The sequence below is a fragment of the Kosakonia sp. 1610 genome, from assembly GCF_050435845.1.
Classification (GTDB): domain Bacteria; phylum Pseudomonadota; class Gammaproteobacteria; order Enterobacterales; family Enterobacteriaceae; genus Kosakonia; species Kosakonia cowanii.
In genome coordinates, this window is the sequence record NZ_JBNDKZ010000001.1 from 1,387,524 (window position 1) to 1,404,091 (window position 16,568).

At 52.3% G+C, this 16,568-nt stretch carries 20 protein-coding genes and 1 pseudogene; 8 read left to right on the plus strand and 13 right to left on the minus strand.

The genetic code is table 11. The features are described from left to right. Positions 1 to 6 precede the first annotated feature (6 nt). From ABIC80_RS06630 to ABIC80_RS06655, 6 genes are all read right to left on the minus strand, one after another. A complete protein-coding gene (locus tag ABIC80_RS06630; protein WP_429176144.1) occupies positions 7 to 1,110 on the minus strand; it encodes a hypothetical protein in 1,104 nt (367 codons plus the stop codon). Beyond that, the gene (locus ABIC80_RS06635; RefSeq protein WP_429176147.1) at positions 1,107 to 1,433 is read right to left on the minus strand and encodes a hypothetical protein; all 327 of its coding nucleotides are present in this window, start codon (positions 1,431 to 1,433) and stop codon (positions 1,107 to 1,109) included. Before ABIC80_RS06635 ends, ABIC80_RS06630 begins: the two co-directional genes overlap by 4 nt. A gap of 76 nt (positions 1,434 to 1,509) precedes the next feature. After that, positions 1,510 to 1,995 carry a hypothetical protein gene (locus tag ABIC80_RS06640; RefSeq protein ID WP_429176150.1) on the minus strand — a complete coding sequence of 162 codons (486 nt, stop codon included), beginning with the start codon at positions 1,993 to 1,995 and terminating at the stop codon, positions 1,510 to 1,512. Between the two features lie 258 nt (positions 1,996 to 2,253). Continuing rightward, positions 2,254 to 5,223 carry a portal protein gene (locus ABIC80_RS06645; protein ID WP_429176152.1) on the minus strand — a complete coding sequence of 990 codons (2,970 nt, stop codon included), beginning with the start codon at positions 5,221 to 5,223 and terminating at the stop codon, positions 2,254 to 2,256. After that, positions 5,223 to 5,444: a hypothetical protein gene (locus ABIC80_RS06650; RefSeq protein ID WP_429176154.1), complete on the minus strand. Its 222-nt coding sequence runs from the start codon at positions 5,442 to 5,444 to the stop codon at positions 5,223 to 5,225. The genes ABIC80_RS06645 and ABIC80_RS06650 overlap by 1 nt, the downstream gene beginning before the upstream one ends. Positions 5,445 to 5,702: 258 nt before the next feature. After that, positions 5,703 to 6,128 (minus strand): hypothetical protein, encoded by a 426-nt coding sequence (locus ABIC80_RS06655; RefSeq protein WP_429176157.1) that lies wholly within the window; start codon positions 6,126 to 6,128, stop codon positions 5,703 to 5,705. Positions 6,129 to 6,965: 837 nt separating this feature from the next. On the opposite strand from ABIC80_RS06655, the gene ABIC80_RS06660 reads away from it, so the two are divergent. The 6 genes from ABIC80_RS06660 to ABIC80_RS06685 all read left to right on the plus strand — a co-directional run bounded on the left by ABIC80_RS06660 (position 6,966) and on the right by ABIC80_RS06685 (position 9,620). Beyond that, positions 6,966 to 7,682 carry a hypothetical protein gene (locus ABIC80_RS06660; protein WP_429176159.1) on the plus strand — a complete coding sequence of 239 codons (717 nt, stop codon included), beginning with the start codon at positions 6,966 to 6,968 and terminating at the stop codon, positions 7,680 to 7,682. 43 nt (positions 7,683 to 7,725) lie between these two features. After that, positions 7,726 to 7,908, plus strand: a complete 183-nt coding sequence (locus ABIC80_RS06665; RefSeq protein WP_429176161.1) for a hypothetical protein — start codon at positions 7,726 to 7,728, stop codon at positions 7,906 to 7,908. Beyond that, positions 7,905 to 8,138: a hypothetical protein gene (locus tag ABIC80_RS06670; protein ID WP_429176163.1), complete on the plus strand. Its 234-nt coding sequence runs from the start codon at positions 7,905 to 7,907 to the stop codon at positions 8,136 to 8,138. Before ABIC80_RS06665 ends, ABIC80_RS06670 begins: the two co-directional genes overlap by 4 nt. A 130-nt stretch (positions 8,139 to 8,268) precedes the next feature. Next, entirely contained in the window at positions 8,269 to 8,505 is a 237-nt protein-coding gene (locus ABIC80_RS06675; protein WP_429176164.1) for a hypothetical protein, read from the plus strand. 42 nt (positions 8,506 to 8,547) lie between these two features. Then, positions 8,548 to 8,742: a hypothetical protein gene (locus ABIC80_RS06680; protein ID WP_429176167.1), complete on the plus strand. Its 195-nt coding sequence runs from the start codon at positions 8,548 to 8,550 to the stop codon at positions 8,740 to 8,742. Between the two features lie 662 nt (positions 8,743 to 9,404). Next, positions 9,405 to 9,620 (plus strand): hypothetical protein, encoded by a 216-nt coding sequence (locus ABIC80_RS06685; RefSeq protein ID WP_429176169.1) that lies wholly within the window; start codon positions 9,405 to 9,407, stop codon positions 9,618 to 9,620. Between the two features lie 69 nt (positions 9,621 to 9,689). Here ABIC80_RS06685 and ABIC80_RS06690 read toward each other — a convergent pair whose 3' ends face one another. The 7 genes and pseudogenes from ABIC80_RS06690 to ABIC80_RS06720 all read right to left on the minus strand — a co-directional run bounded on the left by ABIC80_RS06690 (position 9,690) and on the right by ABIC80_RS06720 (position 14,942). Then, a complete protein-coding gene (locus tag ABIC80_RS06690; RefSeq protein ID WP_429176171.1) occupies positions 9,690 to 10,880 on the minus strand; it encodes an acyltransferase family protein in 1,191 nt (396 codons plus the stop codon). Between the two features lie 30 nt (positions 10,881 to 10,910). Next, positions 10,911 to 11,408 carry a MarR family transcriptional regulator gene (locus ABIC80_RS06695; RefSeq protein WP_429176174.1) on the minus strand — a complete coding sequence of 166 codons (498 nt, stop codon included), beginning with the start codon at positions 11,406 to 11,408 and terminating at the stop codon, positions 10,911 to 10,913. Positions 11,409 to 11,423: 15 nt separating this feature from the next. Continuing rightward, positions 11,424 to 12,512 (minus strand): RecT family recombinase, encoded by a 1,089-nt coding sequence (locus ABIC80_RS06700; RefSeq protein WP_429176177.1) that lies wholly within the window; start codon positions 12,510 to 12,512, stop codon positions 11,424 to 11,426. 129 nt (positions 12,513 to 12,641) lie between these two features. Beyond that, positions 12,642 to 13,643 (minus strand): annotated as a pseudogene (locus ABIC80_RS06705) (PD-(D/E)XK nuclease-like domain-containing protein); the annotation flags it as partial. Positions 13,644 to 13,701: 58 nt separating this feature from the next. Further along, complete coding sequence (locus ABIC80_RS06710) at positions 13,702 to 14,016, minus strand: hypothetical protein (RefSeq protein ID WP_429176179.1); 315 nt, start codon at positions 14,014 to 14,016, stop codon at positions 13,702 to 13,704. Positions 14,017 to 14,025: 9 nt separating this feature from the next. After that, complete coding sequence (locus ABIC80_RS06715) at positions 14,026 to 14,184, minus strand: YdaE family protein (RefSeq protein WP_429176181.1); 159 nt, start codon at positions 14,182 to 14,184, stop codon at positions 14,026 to 14,028. Positions 14,185 to 14,528: 344 nt separating this feature from the next. Continuing rightward, a complete protein-coding gene (locus ABIC80_RS06720) occupies positions 14,529 to 14,942 on the minus strand; it encodes a helix-turn-helix domain-containing protein (RefSeq protein ID WP_429176184.1) in 414 nt (137 codons plus the stop codon). Positions 14,943 to 15,025: 83 nt separating this feature from the next. Here ABIC80_RS06720 and ABIC80_RS06725 point away from each other — a divergent pair, with 83 nt between their 5' ends. Beyond that, entirely contained in the window at positions 15,026 to 15,256 is a 231-nt protein-coding gene (locus tag ABIC80_RS06725; protein WP_429176186.1) for a Cro/CI family transcriptional regulator, read from the plus strand. Positions 15,257 to 15,328: 72 nt separating this feature from the next. Further along, entirely contained in the window at positions 15,329 to 16,531 is a 1,203-nt protein-coding gene (locus tag ABIC80_RS06730) for a hypothetical protein (RefSeq protein WP_429176189.1), read from the plus strand. Positions 16,532 to 16,568: the final 37 nt, after the last annotated feature.

Consider the following 16,568-nt stretch of genomic DNA (forward strand, 5'->3'; position numbering starts at 1 on the left):
GCGCCTCTAATAATCGGTTTCGACGTGGTGATCGCCGTCTATCGGTCGCCAATTTTCGCGGCCTTCTCCGGTCGGATTCCCGACTAATTTCCCGATACGCACCGGCGTTTGACTAATAGCGCCCGCGCCGGAGTCGATAAAGTCATCATGTTGGTTTGTCAGCTCCGGGTTAAAGTCTCGCATCTGGCCATACATCGGCCCATCTAACACGTCGCTATGCGCCCATAGGAAGCCAGACGTTAGCGGAGCCTCAAACGCGTCCAAAATGCGCTTCTGCTTGTTCGTAACGCTGTACTCTTCCTTAACCCCGCACCCCGTCCCTTTTAGCGCCTGTAACAGCAATTTACCGGCGAAAGAGCCGGGGCCGTTCACCTCTACGCAGACTTTTGGGATCTGGTATTTGATAACCAGTTCCTTAATCTGCATTACCTGCCCGCCGATGATTTTGTCGTTGTCGTCGAACGTGGCCAGATCGCCTTTCAAGTCCTGGCAGACATGCCAATACAAATGGCCGCGCGAGTCGGTAAGCATCAGAGAAAACGCGGAGGCATCGGCTTTAACCTTGCCGGTTGCCACGTCCCACCACGCCACCGCGCCAACGATTTGCACGGAGCCGAGCCACATCGAGAAAGCCCTATTTGCGTAACGTAACTCAGGCTCAACGTTATATTCACGGATGCGATCCGGGTCTAAACGCACATCGCCGATCGGCTTGCTATGCAGCTGATACTGGCTGCCGCGCGCGAACATTGAGGCGTTACGCCTATCGTTAGCCCCCTCAACCCACCATTGTTCAACGGTGCCATTACCCGGCGGCAGTAAGCCCTGCGTTAGCGGGTGGTTGCGCAGTATGTTCTGCGTGTCGCGGCTGGTTTTAAGCGCGGTAGTGTCTGATTCTGACTGGTGCAAAATGCGGTACTGGCGATCTGTATAAAATCGCCAGGCGTTATAGATAGCCAGAATAGTGGACTTACTGAAACCACGGAAACAGCGCAGCACCGCGAGCTTTCCACGGTGTTGCATCCAGTTGCAGGCGACAATATGACAATCTGGCACCTTCCACCCCATGCGCTCCGCCCACATGAGATAGAAGGCAACAAACGAGATCATTTGCGCCCTTTCATAGCGCGATCAATGGCGGCAGCTGCTTCGCGCTCTGCCTCTGCGACACGCTTCCCTAAATCAAATTCCTCGTCTTTGTCTGTCGGCTTGTCTTTGCCGTTGTAGTTCATCAGGGAGGTGATTTTGTTCAGCAAAACGAGCGTGGCGGCGGCGTTCTGCTTGCACCAGTAGCGATCCCCCCGGTCAACTTTGCTCATGCGCTCAAGCGTCTGGCCAGCTCCGGGCCAGTTATCCGGGTTGATTTCTTCTAAGACGGTTTCAGTAAGTTTTTCTGTGAGTTCAGTTAGGCGGGTTTTGTGATCGTCACGCATAAAAAAGCCCCATTTTGATTAATGGGGCTGATCGTTGACCGGCGGCGCGGTCGGAATCCTGACTACTGTCGGGAGGTTATTGCGCCTGTTGCAGTTCTTTTTTACGTGCGAGCATTCCCTTAATATTCGACGCTGGGTAATGCATCGTTACATCACTACGAAAAGAGAATGTGAATGCTTTTCCGCTGTACGCTAAATCATCTAAATATTTCTGTCCTATTTTCGTAGCGGGGATGATCATCCGTGAGCCGCCAGCACACGCGTATTTAGCTTTAAAGTACCGGTCATTAATTTTCATCGGTGCCATTTCATCACCGACCATTTGAGAATCAGGCTCGCAATTATTCCATTTCCCTGGGATCATCGTAAAAAATGCGTGGCTTGTTAAATTCCATGTTGCCTCTACGGTCAGCATGATATTTTTCGGCTGTTCAATCGTATCGATGTAAAAAACGCCGCTTGCATAAGTCCATTCAGTAAGTTTAGCCGCCTCCGCTCCAGCAGATGCCGCCATTGATACGGCCAGCAATGCCGCCGCCCCGTAAAGTTTGATTTTGCTCAATTTGTTTTCCCTGAATTTTGGCCAAAAAAAAGCCCCGGCCTCGGGGCAAAGCAATGGAATTATCGTTCCCATGAGTCTTAATACATTTGCTTAAATTTCCACCTTTAGACAATCCGGGGCGCGCATAAGCGGCCCGCTTACGGCGACATAATGAAAGGACATTCATGAGGAAATGTCACCTTAACGCCCCGGATTGCGTAGCAAAAATGCGCCTCTTTTGTGGGTCTGTAAACACAAACGCCGTTAATTAGGAATCTCTCAATTTCCGCCCAGCATAAACTGCGATGGCTTTAGTAAAAACTCGTTGCCCTGCTGCTGCTGCACACGGCGCTCGTACCGTTCGAGAGATCCGGGGTCTAAATTTTCCTGTATGCGGTTGAGAATAAGCCCGTTCATCACCGTACGTAGGTAGAACATATTGAGAAACGGCGTGTTATCTAGCGCGGTTCTGTACCAGTCGCCCAGCTCCGCTTCTCCGCGCGTGGTGTCCTGTAGCAGGCGGATCATGCTATCCGCTGCGGTGCCAATTGGCCCGCCTACCAATGACGAATAAGCACCGGCCCCCATGCGGTTGGTCTGGCCAAAAAAGAAATCCCCCATAAGCCCCAGCCCGCCGCCCTGCGCAGCTGCAGCCAGAAACGTTTTCCCGTCTGCCGGTCGTGGTGTCTGGCCTTTGGCCAGCAGTTTGGTCTGCATTGAGATATAGCCCAGCGCCGTGGCCCATACAAAGAGATTTGCCGCGCCCACAAAAGCGCCTTTTCCGTTGCGTAACAGCGCGTTCGTGAGTGAGGCCGTTTTCGACTCGCCAAGCGCCGCCGGTGTATGACCGCGCCCGTACACCTCGCGCCCCAGCACGCTCTGCATGAAACTTGCCGTAAAGGATTTGTACTGGCCAGCAAAGCGCACCGCCTCGCCAACTTCCGTACCTGATACTGTCCCCATTTTCATGAGCGCTTGAGTGCGGTCGGTAGGCTCTGCCAGTGCAACACTCAGGCGGTCGAGCACGTAACCCCGGAGCTGGCCCGCTAAATCTTGCCGCGCATTATCCAGCGATCGGGGCGTCACTTTCAGCCCTTTGCTTTCCACGTAACCGGCGATAACATCATCAGGCACCTCGCGGATCGCCGTTGGCACCATGAATTTCTCGCCGTCTGCGCTGGCCATATCCATATTGCGAAAAATTTCCCATTCCCGTTCACCGATGCCGTGCAAATCCAATACGCGGGCGAAATCCTCAGATAGCTGCCCGTGCGGTAACTCTGCGTTTTTGGCCAGCCAGCGGGTGATCATCAGCGCGTTAGACTGCCGCCCTGATTCCGTCCAGAAGTTCATAAGGTTGTATTTAAAAAACAGCTCTTGCGCGCGGCCCATCTTCCCGGCCATGGTGTCATCGCCTGATAACCGGCGCGTGATTTCGCGCGTCATTGAGTCAGAGTAAACGCCTATCGAGGCGAAAATCTCTTTCTGTTCTGCGCTGGTAAACCGCGAGAAACGCCCTTTTATCGCGCCGGTGAGCGACTCCATAAAATTCTGCCCCTGATAGCGCATCTCACTGGCAGAAATGGCCGTATCGTTCAGCGATGAGATAACCGCGCCTCCGAGCTGGGACATTCGCATCCAGCCACGGATATTCCCTGCCACGCGCGCTAGCGTGACATTACCGGGGATATTCAGCGAGCCATCAACCTGCGTTAATACGTTGCGCTTCAGCTTGTTCAACCGGCTATTAAAATCCGCCATCGCTGCCGGGTTCCCGGCGCGCTTCAGGTCTTTGCCGATGGATTCCCCCAGCGAATTAAACATGGCCTGCGGGTTAGTTCCTAAAACGCGCATCATGCCGGTGTTACGAGCTGCGTTACTCAGGCCGCTAAATAGCGCCTCGCGCAAGCTACCGGTGCCAAACTGCTGGTTATACTCATGCCATGCGATACCGTCTTTAAAGTGCAATACGCGCTCCTGGCTAACGCGTTTGGCTACGTTCTGCGTTCCCTTGAAACCGCTCATCCAATCCGGCGTTTCACTGGTGAGATGTACGCCAGACGCCAGCCCTTTGTAAACGCTAGTTAGAAAATCCTCGCGGTTAACCGTAACGCTGCTTTCCTGGCTGTTATCGATGCGGTTAAGCAGCTGCTGCGCCAGCGCGTTGGGAAGAATGCTTTTGCTGCGAATACCTAACCGGCTTTTTTCCGCCTCGATGCGCGCGGCCAGATATTCCCCGGATGCCTGCCCGCTCTCAAATGCGGTAAGTGCACCGCTGGCAACGTCAGTATGCTGGCGCAGCCATGCAGCCGGATCTGCCTCGCGCGCCTTGTTTACGGCTTTCATCTTCGCTTGAGCTGCGTTATGCAGCTGCTGCTTAAACGCGTAATCAGGCGTGTCCGGCTGCGGCTGCACTGAGTTAACAGCTTCCATCTGCTGCGCCGGGTTGCCGTCGATGATTGACCGGTAAACGGGCTGCAGGGTTAACGTCTGCTGATAGTGTTCCCATTGCTGCGCATTCTCCTGCCGCTGCGCCGGTGTCGCGGAAATCGGCAGCGAGCTGATCCACTGCTGCGCAGTGATAGCCGTTACCCACGTCGCGCGCGGGAATATGGCGTGGATAAACTCAAAACATTCGTCGGGCTTTTCTTGCGCAGCCTTGCGCACCTTCTCGCTCACGTTGTTGAGGCCAAACTCTTTTACTGCCTGCTCTGCGGTGAGGGAGTAACAGCGAAACAGCGTATCGACTACGCCATCTTTGCGGCTCGATGTGGCATAGCACTGTGATAGGTGCCACTGCTGGAAGGTGAAACCGCCCTTGTCCCTGTCCTCATCGACGTAAAGCACAAACCAACCGGCGCACACAACATCGAGATTCGCCTCGTATGCCTCCGCGTCAAAGTTGGCCGCGTGGATGTTCTCCCAAAGCAGGGTCGCGCACTCACTCAGCCAAGCCTTTGCATCCTCCGGGAGGTTTTCACTGTCCAGCGATAACCACTGCGAATTAGCCGGGGTCATGCCTGACATAAGCGCAGAGGCCAGCATTCTGGCGCTATCCGTACAGGTGCCATCCAGTAAGCGAGCTACCTTGTGTTTAGCGCTCTGCGCGTCCAGCACTTCGCCCGCCAGCCCGTTACCGCGCAGCGGGTAGGTGTAGTCGAAGCATTCACGCCAAACCGTTTCGTGCTGGGTACGCGCCCCCTTGAGCGCGTCAGCACGGCGAATTATGGTCTCTGCCGTTTTATCCATTACGCCCCCAGCTGGGTCTTAGCCGTCGCGCCAGTCGATAACAGTGAGCTGCCAGAGTCTGCTGCGCCGCTTGCGCCGCTCGCTAGCAGAGAGGAACCTTGCTTACGCTTACGGCGCGCTGCGGCGTCTGCGTTCTCTGCCTTTGCTGCTGCGTCTGCAGCTGCAGCTGCTTCGGCTTCCGGGTCGGTCTTAACTACCTGCGGAGCACCACCACCACACATATAGAAACCCTCTATTGGTTGTAAGTGACCGATAGTTTTTAACAATCACTTTGGTGAAAATTGTGAAAATATTTTTGGCGATATCCCTACTTTCAGGCCGCGAAAAAATCCGGGGTGTAGGGGGGGTGCAGTTTCGAAAAAGGGGCCGATTTTCCAGAGAATTAATGCTCGTTTAATAGCCGCTTTACGCTCGTTTCCTGCCCGATTTCAACCGATTACGCACAAGATTTAATCGCTTTCTGTTTGCTTTCCATGCTATCAGCCGGGAACATGCCAGCCTTTATCGGTGAGTTGAGGGCGTCCAGGTGCAGGACGTTTTACGCCGTCGCTGTTAGTGACCATTGCAGGCTGCGTGTGAGCTTTCTTGATGAGGCGCAGGAATTCGGGGTTGTCAGTGAGAGGACGGCCTAACGAGTCTACAAAGCCCAGCTCATCCCATACGTTGAGCATCTGCATTGCTGATACCGGCATATCTGACAGCACGGCGTTACGCTCTACAACGGCAGCGGCATTGACATCCAGCCCCGCCATTGCAGCGGAGATCGCGCCGGTGTCAGTAGTCAAAGCTGGGTCGAATGCTGGGGCGCTGTTTGAGACGATAGCCACGCCCGCAGCCTCTGCCGCGTTCTGCTGGGTCTCAGTCTCATTGCCGGGGATTTGGATAGGTTTCTTTGGTCGTGCCATTGTTGCGGCTCCTGTGAACTGTGAGCGGCAACAATGCGCGGTGATTATGGTCGGAATCCCGACTATTGGAAGATTTGAGGAAAAACGGCTCTATTTAACATAATGGACGTTGCGCAAACCAACGAAACAGCACTCATCACGTAAACAGGTCGAAAGCCTTATTTCACGCAGTTAACTCAGCTGATTTGAGTTAGGGACACTGCATAAAGCATGCATAAACGAGGGTCAGAAATGCATAGAGATTTTATGCGCTCAACGCCTCATTTGTCGCAGTAATCACGCGCCTTTTGCTCTCATAAACGAATCGACGCTTAGAAACCACTTGAGGGAGTAATTTGCGCTCTTTGTTCGTCACCATGCACCAGAAATCGATCAACGTTTCCCCGTTATGGTGTGATGGGTGACTCCCCTGCTTCCAGCCTATAAGGGCGCTCTTTGATATGTCTGTCCACTTGGCGATCTCATAGAGGGAGATCCCCCGCCGCGTAATGTCATCGATCACACGGAACCAGTCAACACGGTACGACACGACAACCGGCAAATGCTTCTCCTTATGACGCGCACACGAAAAACGCGCGCGCGCGATGCAGAGCGCGGGCGACGAGTGCTATCACTATCAACCCTCATGAAAGCAACACGCTTCCATAATATACCCGTACATCATAAACGCCCCTTCTATTCCATCTCAACCAACACCGTTTTAACCCCTTCCAAATCAACCCCCTGAAAAAAATGTATAGAAATTTAATTGACATTAAATGTTTAGTTTTTTACTATACATCACATCGAGACGGCAAACTCGATTTAAGAACTTAAACAAACTCAGGGAATCAACAAATGAACGTTTATAAAGCAATTACAGAAATGAAAGTTGGCGATGTTTTCCAGTGGGCTGGTATCTACAAAGTAAGAATCGAAAGCATCATTGCGCTGGAAGATGGCACTTACAACGTCGAGTTTAGAAGCACCCAAGAGGGCACTTACAACCCGCCAATCGTTGAGAACATGCGCGCTACTGCAAAAGTCTGTGTAGGCGTTGAGGAACCGGCAGCACCGGCAACAGCGGAACCAGAAATGAATATCACCGCACTGATTCAGACCGCTGAGATTCTAATGCGTGATAACACCTCAACGATTGGCGCTAAGTGTGCGCGCTGGAACGCCGCTTGTGCCGAGCATGGCGGAAGAATGTTCAAGCTCTACACCCCGCGCCGCCACGCAGAGCTAACGCACGAACTGAGCGCCAAAATTGGATTGCTCGCCCTGCTGGATGATCGCACCGATGAAGATGGAATGGATCCGCGGGAATGGAGCGGAGCCGATATCGAAGCCGCTCACGCCGAGGCGCTCGAAATGGATTGGGTGCTTGATGGCGCGGTCTGGATTGTTGCCAACATGCATGACCCCGAGGTCTGGCAGCAGCAGCGCCCACACATTCGCCGCCTGGCTATCGATGTGGCTCACGGTCTGGCGCTGGACTTCCACGACGAGCTACGCCTCAGCGGTGAGAGCCGCGCCATGCTCAACGCCATCCAGAACTACGACGAACTTTAATAGCACCGGGCCGCGCAAGCGGCCCCATTCAGGGAACCAACAAATGATCACACCAAAACAGGCAGAGAAAATCAGAGTGCTGGCGCTCGAGCTGGGGAGCCATATGCGAACCATTGAACGAGCTGAAAAGCAGTGGCAACGCGACGTTGCCAAGATTAAGACCCGCACCACATATGCAGCGCTGGTAATCCTGCTGGAAGGGCTGACCGAGGAAGAGGACGAATGATGGAAGAACGTGAATCTATGACGCGCGAGCTGGGCGCACTGGCTCACCGCGTGGCGCACATCGAGGCGGTGACCCGGTGTTACACCATGCTGAAACAGGAGCTGATGGATGCGGGCATAGCAGGCGCGCCGCTTGATGAGGCGATGAAAGCCATACGCGAGATCATCCGGGAAGAGGACACGGCAGCAAGACACCGCTACAGCGATCTGATGTTCGACCTAACCCGATAACCATAGAGCGCCGCTGGGCGCTCTTTTTTTTGCCCCACGAAAAAAAGTTTAGGAAATTACTTTACATCCACTGTATAGATATTTACTATACATCCATCGAAACGAATCAACCCAAACAAGGAACCAGAAAATGAGCACAGTAAATTTATTCAGCTACGAAGAGATCGCCGAGCAGGAGCACAAGGAACCGAATATGAAACTCCGCTTACATTGGGAGGGCGAGCAAAGCGAAGCCAAAGAAACCACACCGGCGCGCATCATGCTGGATATTCTGGACGGTGAATATACCGCCGAGCAGTTCGACGAGGTTGGCTATTGCTGCACTGAATGGGACTACCAGCGCGAGCAGGAAGAACAAGCCGAATAACCAACACAGCCCGCTTACGCGGGCTTTGCTATGCAGGGAAATATGGAACTTATCGAATACATCAATCTTTACTACGGCGGCAATCAAGCCGCTTTCGGGCGGGCGCTGGCGACACGTAACGGCGCAGCTGTTTCACGGGCGCAGGTCGGGCAGTGGTGCGATGCCGGTTACGTGGTTATCAATCACACGCTGTACAGCCCGCGCAGGGAACTACCAATACCACCGGAAAGCGAATAGCGCCCCAAATGTTAAAGGCGCTCCAGCCGGTAAGCGGGAGCGCCTTAGTTACGTTTCAAGCCATTACAGGAATGACAAGATCAGCTGTAAAACAGCAATGATGATAGTGATTACGCGTTTAGCGAATTCACGATTAAACATCATCCGTTTCCTCTATCGAGGAAGGAGCCGCCCTAACTGGTTCTAACTTTCCCCCGAATTAAGGCGCTGCAAATGTTGAGTTTTTGCTTTACGCTCCTTCCAAGCCCGAACCCCGTCGCCACCACGCGTTACAGCGGGGGAAATCCTTTCGCCTGGCTTGAGAGAAGTGTTTAAACTCAACGCGATGCATTCTACCCCATCAAAATAACCACACAAAGAAAAATAGTATTAACAAACGGACACTTTTTCGAGCCTTTCCGTTGAATTGTAATTCCCAAAAATGCATACTGCCTACGTTGAGTTTTTGCTTTACGCTCCACTTAAAACCCCGCCTTAATCGAAAGGGTTTAGTGATAGTCATACGGTTAAGCGGATTCCTTACCAGCTTCCGTGATACCCAAGAAAACCCCGGCCCCCGTGCTGGGGTTTTTTTTGCGCCCTATTTCACACCGTCAAATCTTCCCCCTTCTCACCGGCTTAAGAAATCTTTAGTTTCAGTTAGGGAAAGTTACGGGGGACGTATGGAAGAATTGAGATCAGCACTGGAAGATCTGCGCGACGATGCCAGCGAGCTGGAAAGAAACCTTAAGCATGTTCTTTGCTGCATGGCACTGCAGCGGGCGTTCGGCGAGCTGCGCGCCGCACAGGAAACAATGTGGCATAACGGCAACGGCGAGCTGCCGCCGCTTTACGATGAGATAGACCGATTTATAAAACTGGCTGATTGCATCGTTTGATCACCACCATGAAAAAACCCCGCTGCTGCGGGGTTTGTCGTTTTAATCCTTCGGTTTCACCAGCGACGGCTAATGTTGAGCTGTCAAAGGGGCGGTATTTTCTCGACAGCGGCGGATGGTAAGCCGCTCAACAAACTTATACATCAGCGGAGCTAATACGCCGGTGGCAACAATTGAACCCAGCTGCCAGACATTATTACCGGTGCTGTACAGGTAGTGCTTTGCAACAAACTGCGTAATACAGTGACATAGGTACAGTGAGTAACTACACGTCCCCAGCAGCTGCACGGCGCGGCATGTTAGCAGCCCGTAAAAGCTAAACCCGTTGCGGATGAAAAAGAAAATAACGGCAACGTAGAGCGGAGAGGATACGCTGAACGGATTGCGGCGAATAAGCAGGGAAATTAAAACGACAAATAGCATCATACAGATCCAATCAGCTGGCCGCCGTTTGTCATCGATAGCCGCAATCAGGAAGCCGCACAGGAAATACATAATCAGGCCAAGGTTTGAATGTGCGCCGATAAACAGATGTTTCGCCAGCCAGACGCCAACCATGCAGATAATCACTACTAACGCGCGCTTGTGCGTTATGTAGCGCATAAGCAGCGCTATAAACGGGATAGCAACGTATAGGCGCAATTCCCATACCAGTGTCCAGGTAACACCAAGACCCGAATTGCCAGGGTAAGCGCCGTTAATAGTAGGGAATGGCATTTTGAAAAGCGTAGGCAAAGAACGGATAAACCACAGCGGGGTTGATACTGCATCTGAGCCGTTAACGATTAGCGATGCAACGTATGCTATAGCGGTTATGGCGATGATCGGCGGGTATATCCGGGCAACCCTCCCCACGATAAACGCACGCGTATTAAAATGAGGTGCCAACGCTTTGCGGAAAAATAGGAATCCACTGAGCATAAAGAACAGTGCTACAGGTAATACCCCGGTGAGGTTGAAAGCACGAATTATAGATTCCGGTAGATAGTCAACTGACCAATAATTATCATCGGCTCCCCCAGCTCGATAATATATATGGAAGATGGCAACAGATGCAGCGCAGACACCGCGCAACCCCTCTAACGTTTTATATCCTTGCTTCTGAGGTTCTATGTTGAGAACCCATGAAACCGCATAAACCGTGCCCACTAAAACTGTAAAATAAGATAGATATTCAATGATTAAGTGCATTTTTGCTCCCTCTTGTTCCGAACATGAATCAAGCGGCACAAGCGCACAGCACATTAATACAATGCCCATAAAAAACCCCGCTGCTGCGGGGTTTCTGTTTCAGTTCCTGAAAAAGCCGTTAACCGGCAAAGATACGTTTGAGCCTGCATAAGGTTCATATTCACAAGGGCGCGCGCGCGGGGCCATCCTCAAACACTTTTCCCGCAACGCTCGCACCTTCTTAAACTCTGAATCCATGTAAGCATTCTCAAGCGCACCGGTTAGCACCGTTGCAGCCCGCCGGTATAGACCGCGCGCCATCAGGCTGGCAGCGGTCTCTTTTGCGGTCAGCAGCATGGCGGTACTGGATGCCTGGAGCGCAGGCGGCGGCAGCGGCTCGCCCTTCTCGTTCATTTCGCCAGGCATTGAGTAGTGATAGCCTTTCGACAACCGGCGGCGCATCAAAATGCCCTTTTCTGTCAGCTCTTTGGCGATGCGTGATGCATACGCAAAATCCATTTGCAGATCGTCGCTTATATCGCGGGCCGTTACGCCCGGATTGCTCTCCACATACCCTAATACCGAAGATAAAACCCTATCTCCAATGGTGCTGGCCATCGATTTCCCTCCTGCTTAAACCGGCAAATAATCCGGGCGCATATCGTTTAAAGTGACGCTGTAACTTTGGTGCAGATCATCCCCCAAATGGCGTTTAGCCGCCAATAAAACTTTTTCGGCGCGCTCAAAAAGTTCCACGGCGTCTGGCTCTCCCGGTTTGGGGATCTCGTTAATGGCGGTCGTTACAAAATTCAGGTGCTTGAGTTGGTGAAAGCGCTTCGCGGCTTTGTTTTTCAGCTCAAGATGCAGCGTTGCACCCAGCTCCGCTTTGTGGGAATTGATTTCCTGCCCTACGCTCTGCGCCTCTTCCACGGTGCTGGCCTCATCGATGCCGAGGCGGAACCGTTCGCACAGCTCATCAACGTTAACGGCTTCCTTTTCCGCGTCGATCACGTCACCGGCAATTTCTGACACCGTAACGTAACGCGTAACGCCATCACGTAACGGCGTTACGTCTTTTTCCTGCGGCGTTTCCAGCTCGTCTTTGGTGTACACGCCGAGGATCACTTCCGGGCAGTACAGGCGCGCCCAATACTTAACAGCCAGATATGCGATCTGCTGTTTGGGGTTTGATACCCATAACGGTGAGTTACGAGTTACCACGCTGGAGAGATAGACCGGCTCGCCCCACGTAATTTCACTTTCCCCGCGCAGCTGCGCGCCCACTTCCACGTAAAGCCCCTTTTCATCCGCGTCAACCCAGCCGCGAACGGTTTCGGTCGTGGTGTACTTGCCATTGCGCCCGGTCTTTTCAACCTGCGCCGTTTTCGTGACCGTAACGCGTGACCAGTCGCCGCCGTAACGGTAATGAAACCGGCTTTGTACTGCTTTCGAGCTGGAGATCACCGCGTTAACGAGCTGCGCCTCATAGCCCAGCGCGCCGTTTACCAGGTGAGTTTTCTGCGCTACTGCATAGGGATTCATGCCCCACTGCATAGCCTGCATTGCGATGGCCATACAGTCAGCTGGCTTTCCGGCGAGGTGTGCGGGAACGGTAACAACGGCCTGCGACATCAGATCCGCCAGGCTTGTGAGCTGGCCCAGCATTGTGGGATTGAAAATGGCGGTGTTAGTGTCGATAGTCGCCGGTGCTAATTCGGTCATAAAAAAGCCTCATTGTGAATAATGAGGCTGATAATCGATCAGTGATTAGGTCGGAATCCTGACCACCGTTACGCGTTACGGTCGTAACGTAACGCATAACGTAACGCGCGTAACGCAATGCATGTAACGCTATACGTTACGTAACGCATCTAAACGCTGCCGCTCGTATTCCGTCAAATAATCGGTGTACTCTTCTGTTACCGGCGCAGGCCAATAGCCGGAATCCATAGCCGCCGCAATGCGCCGCATGGTTTCGTGATACTCCAGCGCGCCCAGCTCGATCTGCTCAGTGTGCGCCCATACCACTGCAACCCAGTGATAGCCCTCGTCTTTGTTCACGAATATCCATGCGAATTTATCCAGCGCGGAGTTTTCGCAGTACATGCCCGCACTAACGTGATATTCGCGTTTCATGATCTCCCGGTGTAACACCGCTTTGATATCACGCTCGCGCACGTCACCAATGCTTACCGTTTTAAGGTCGAACCCGAGGCGCAGCCCTTCGAACTCAATTTCCAGATCTGGCCGGGTGCGGATTTCCAGCCCGGTCTCATCGTCAATACCAAAGTAACTCACCTCTACCGTGCGTGACGCGTGACGTAACAACTTGCCCGCGTCCGGGTCGGCGAAAAGCGCTGCCTGCATAGCCAGCGCCGTGGCGTATTGTTCGCGCGTCACGAGGATCTTACCTTCGGGGTTTTCCTCCCATTTGGCGATCAGCTCGTCAGCAAATACAGCGTCGGGCTTAACCGCCCGGATAGCAGCAGCAACGGCGGCTTTTGTACCGGAGGTTTTGAGAGGCTTCTCTCCCTCGCGTAACGCAGCGTTATGCTTGTCGATAAACTTCCGCATGCTGGCCATCGTGGTAAACGCGCCATCGGGTAACGCCGGTTCTATGCTGAATTCCTTCTCTACGGTCTCCGGCTCCAGCGCCAGCGCATGCAGCAAACTGCCCAGGCTGAAAGCTTTGGTTTGTACGCGCTCAATCTCTTTCGTAACGTGCTTTTTGTGGAACAACAGCAGGCTAATGCGGGCATCTTTAATCTGCGAGCTGCTTATGCCGTTCGCGGCGTGATAGGTTTCGTTGGGGATATTTTCATAACGGCCAGGCTCAAAATACGGGGGTACTGCAGGGGTTTCGGACAATGGATCACCTCAGAAAGCAAAAGCCCCCTTGCGGGGGCTGTTGTCAGTGTTTTACTTGGGATTGTACACCGGGCGAATATGTTGATTTGTACTTCTCGTAATCCATTCCGTAGGCGTTATCGGCCTCCAAAATCATCACATACAGATCGCCTATTGAATTAACTGCGCAACCCATACAATGCACCTCTCCCATGACATAAAAAGACGTTACGTCATTCGTTAAAATAATATCAACGGCTTTACTATCTTTAACGTCTGTCCGGGAAAACAGCCCATAAAGCTGGTCGTTAAGATTGAATTTCCCAAACCCATTACCCAGGTCAACCACTTTTAATTCTGCAAAATGAATCTTTCCCACAATCAACCCCTAAATTTCGTGCGCCATCTGGTCAGCTTCGGCGCAATGTTTACAACAATATTTTCTGTTTTCTGATTGGGCGACGCCGCCCCTATAAAAAAACAACACGCTTTCAAATACTTCTGACTCTTCGATCTCTTTATCGCAATACTCGCAATTCGTTCTCAAATGGTCGGATCTCCCTTCTGGTTCAAAATCGCTAATAGCTTGCGGAATATGATTCTGGATAAAGACGGTTTCGCCCTGTTATACACCGGCTCGCCGCGCATCCAGTCGCTTATAAAACTGATATTGCCTTTCATCATGGTTGTCCTTTCATTAACAGATTTTTGCCTGCGCAAGGGCTGTCGCCACCATTCGCACACGCAAAAACTGTCAAAGTCAGAGGCTGATCACATCTGAACGGAAATAACTTTAAGAAAACCTAATTAGTTAGGCAAGTATTTTTTTAAGGAAACTTAATGGTAGGAGTGTGATCGATGGGACTTTGTTAAGTCAATTAAAAAAAGAGATTACTTCTTAAGGCTTTTTTTCCTTTGCGCTGCCTTAAGCTCCTGATAGCGCCGCTCGTTTTCATCCACTTGTTTTTTAAGGGATTCAAGGAACGCCATCTGATCCGAATCGGGCAGGCTGTCGAACAACTCTATAAGAACAGTCTGCGTCTCATTTAGGGCTACCGTAGTGAATTTATCGCCAGTTATATCCGCATTTAAAGCCCCATCATCGCCATATAGCAGCCATTCCGGGGGCTTTCCTATACATCTGCTTAATGTTTGCAGGCGTGGGCCATTCGGTTTTGTTTCGTTTATCTCCCAAGATCTTACCGTTACGTGACTTACCCCGAGGCGCTTCGCCAGCTCCGTGCGGGATAACCCCATATCTAGCCTACATTCCCGTAGGCGCTCGCCGAGTGTTTTTTTGTTCATAGTTAGGATAGTTTAATTTCTCCTTGACTTAATAATCCCTATATTCTAGCGTTTAGGCAAACTTAACTTTTGAGAGGTAAATAGTGTTCACGGCTGATGCAATTAAATTTTTCGGGAACAAATCGAAACTAGCAAAAGCTGCCGAGGTTTCGCCGCCGTCCGTTTCCGTATGGGGCGAATTAGTGCCAGAGCGTAACGCGATGCGTCTGCAGATCGCATCTGGTGGCGCTCTCCAGTATGACCCGCGTGTCTATAAATTGGCGGCTGAAACAAAGCGCCTGAAAAATCAGGTTCGCAGTAACTCAACAAAATAACGGTGACCGTTATCAACCGTAACGCGTTACGTAACGGCGTTACACGGATGGAAAAGAAAGCGCAGGTGATCGATGTCTGGTGATTGGTGGATCAAGATGCGCACAAGCCTACCAAATGACCCCAAAGTCAATGGCATAGCGAGAATTTTAGAGAAGTCCAACGGGGGGAATTTTACCGTTGCCGGTGATAACACCGTGACGGCATCGCGTTACGTAACGCGTTATGTAACGGTTGGTGCGTTACTCGTTTTCTGGAGTAACGCTAACCGTCACGCACGTGACGGCGTGTTGCCTCATACAGATCTAAAAGATATCGACGAATTAGTGCAGATCCCTGGCTTTGGCGATGCATTAGCAGAGGTCGGCTGGGTAGTTTATGACGCGGAAAATGATTGCATCCATCTCCCTAACTTCACTGAATTCAATAACTTAGCTGGCGGTAAAAAAAGCAGCGCAGCAGAAAGGCAGCGCCGATATCGTGAGCGCAAAAAGGCGTTACTCGCGTCACAAAGTGACGAAAACCGTTACGTAACGCGTGACGTAACGGAGACCGTAACGCGTGACGTAAGAAAAGAAAAGAAAAGAAAAGATCTAAAAGACTTAAAAGATCCCCTACCCAAACCCTTCCCGGCGGGAAGGGATTTTCGGGGCGAGGTTGCGGATCTGCTTGAGGGAAAATTGTCGGGGGAATCTGCGAGTGAGTTTCTCGCCAGCGCCGTGGAGGTTTTGAAATCTGCTGGCCTGGCCATTCGTCTCGAACATCCCGTTTCAGACCGGGGCGATGGGCGCAGCGGGCGAGTTGATATTTACGTGACCGATGGCGACGGCTCCAGCTGCGGAATCGAGCTGGACTGGAAAACCCCCCGCCTGAAATCGATCACCAAGCTGGCGCAGCTCGATGCGGGGATTTGCGTTCTCCGGGAAAGCGCCGCCAAGCGGCACGAATCGCAAGGCGTGGTGATTATCAGCGGCTCATCGGCGCAGTCCATCACGCCGGATCTCCCTGATTGGCTATCGCCGGAGCTTTGGCAGCGCTGGGTTGAATACCGGATCTCAAAAGGCCGAAAAATCAACACAGTGGGCGAAGTTAACGCGGTGATTTCCCTGCTGGCGAAGTTTCGCCAGGCCGGTCACACGCCGGGGGACGTGATTGATTTTGCGATGCAGGCCGGGCTAACCGGGTTGATCGCGCCAAACGGCGGCAAACCCCAGCCCCGAGATATCACACAAATTTCCGAACCGGACGCGGAGATCCCGACCGGATTCAGAGGATGAATATAAGCGCATCTAAGCGGCTCAAAACCATACCCGG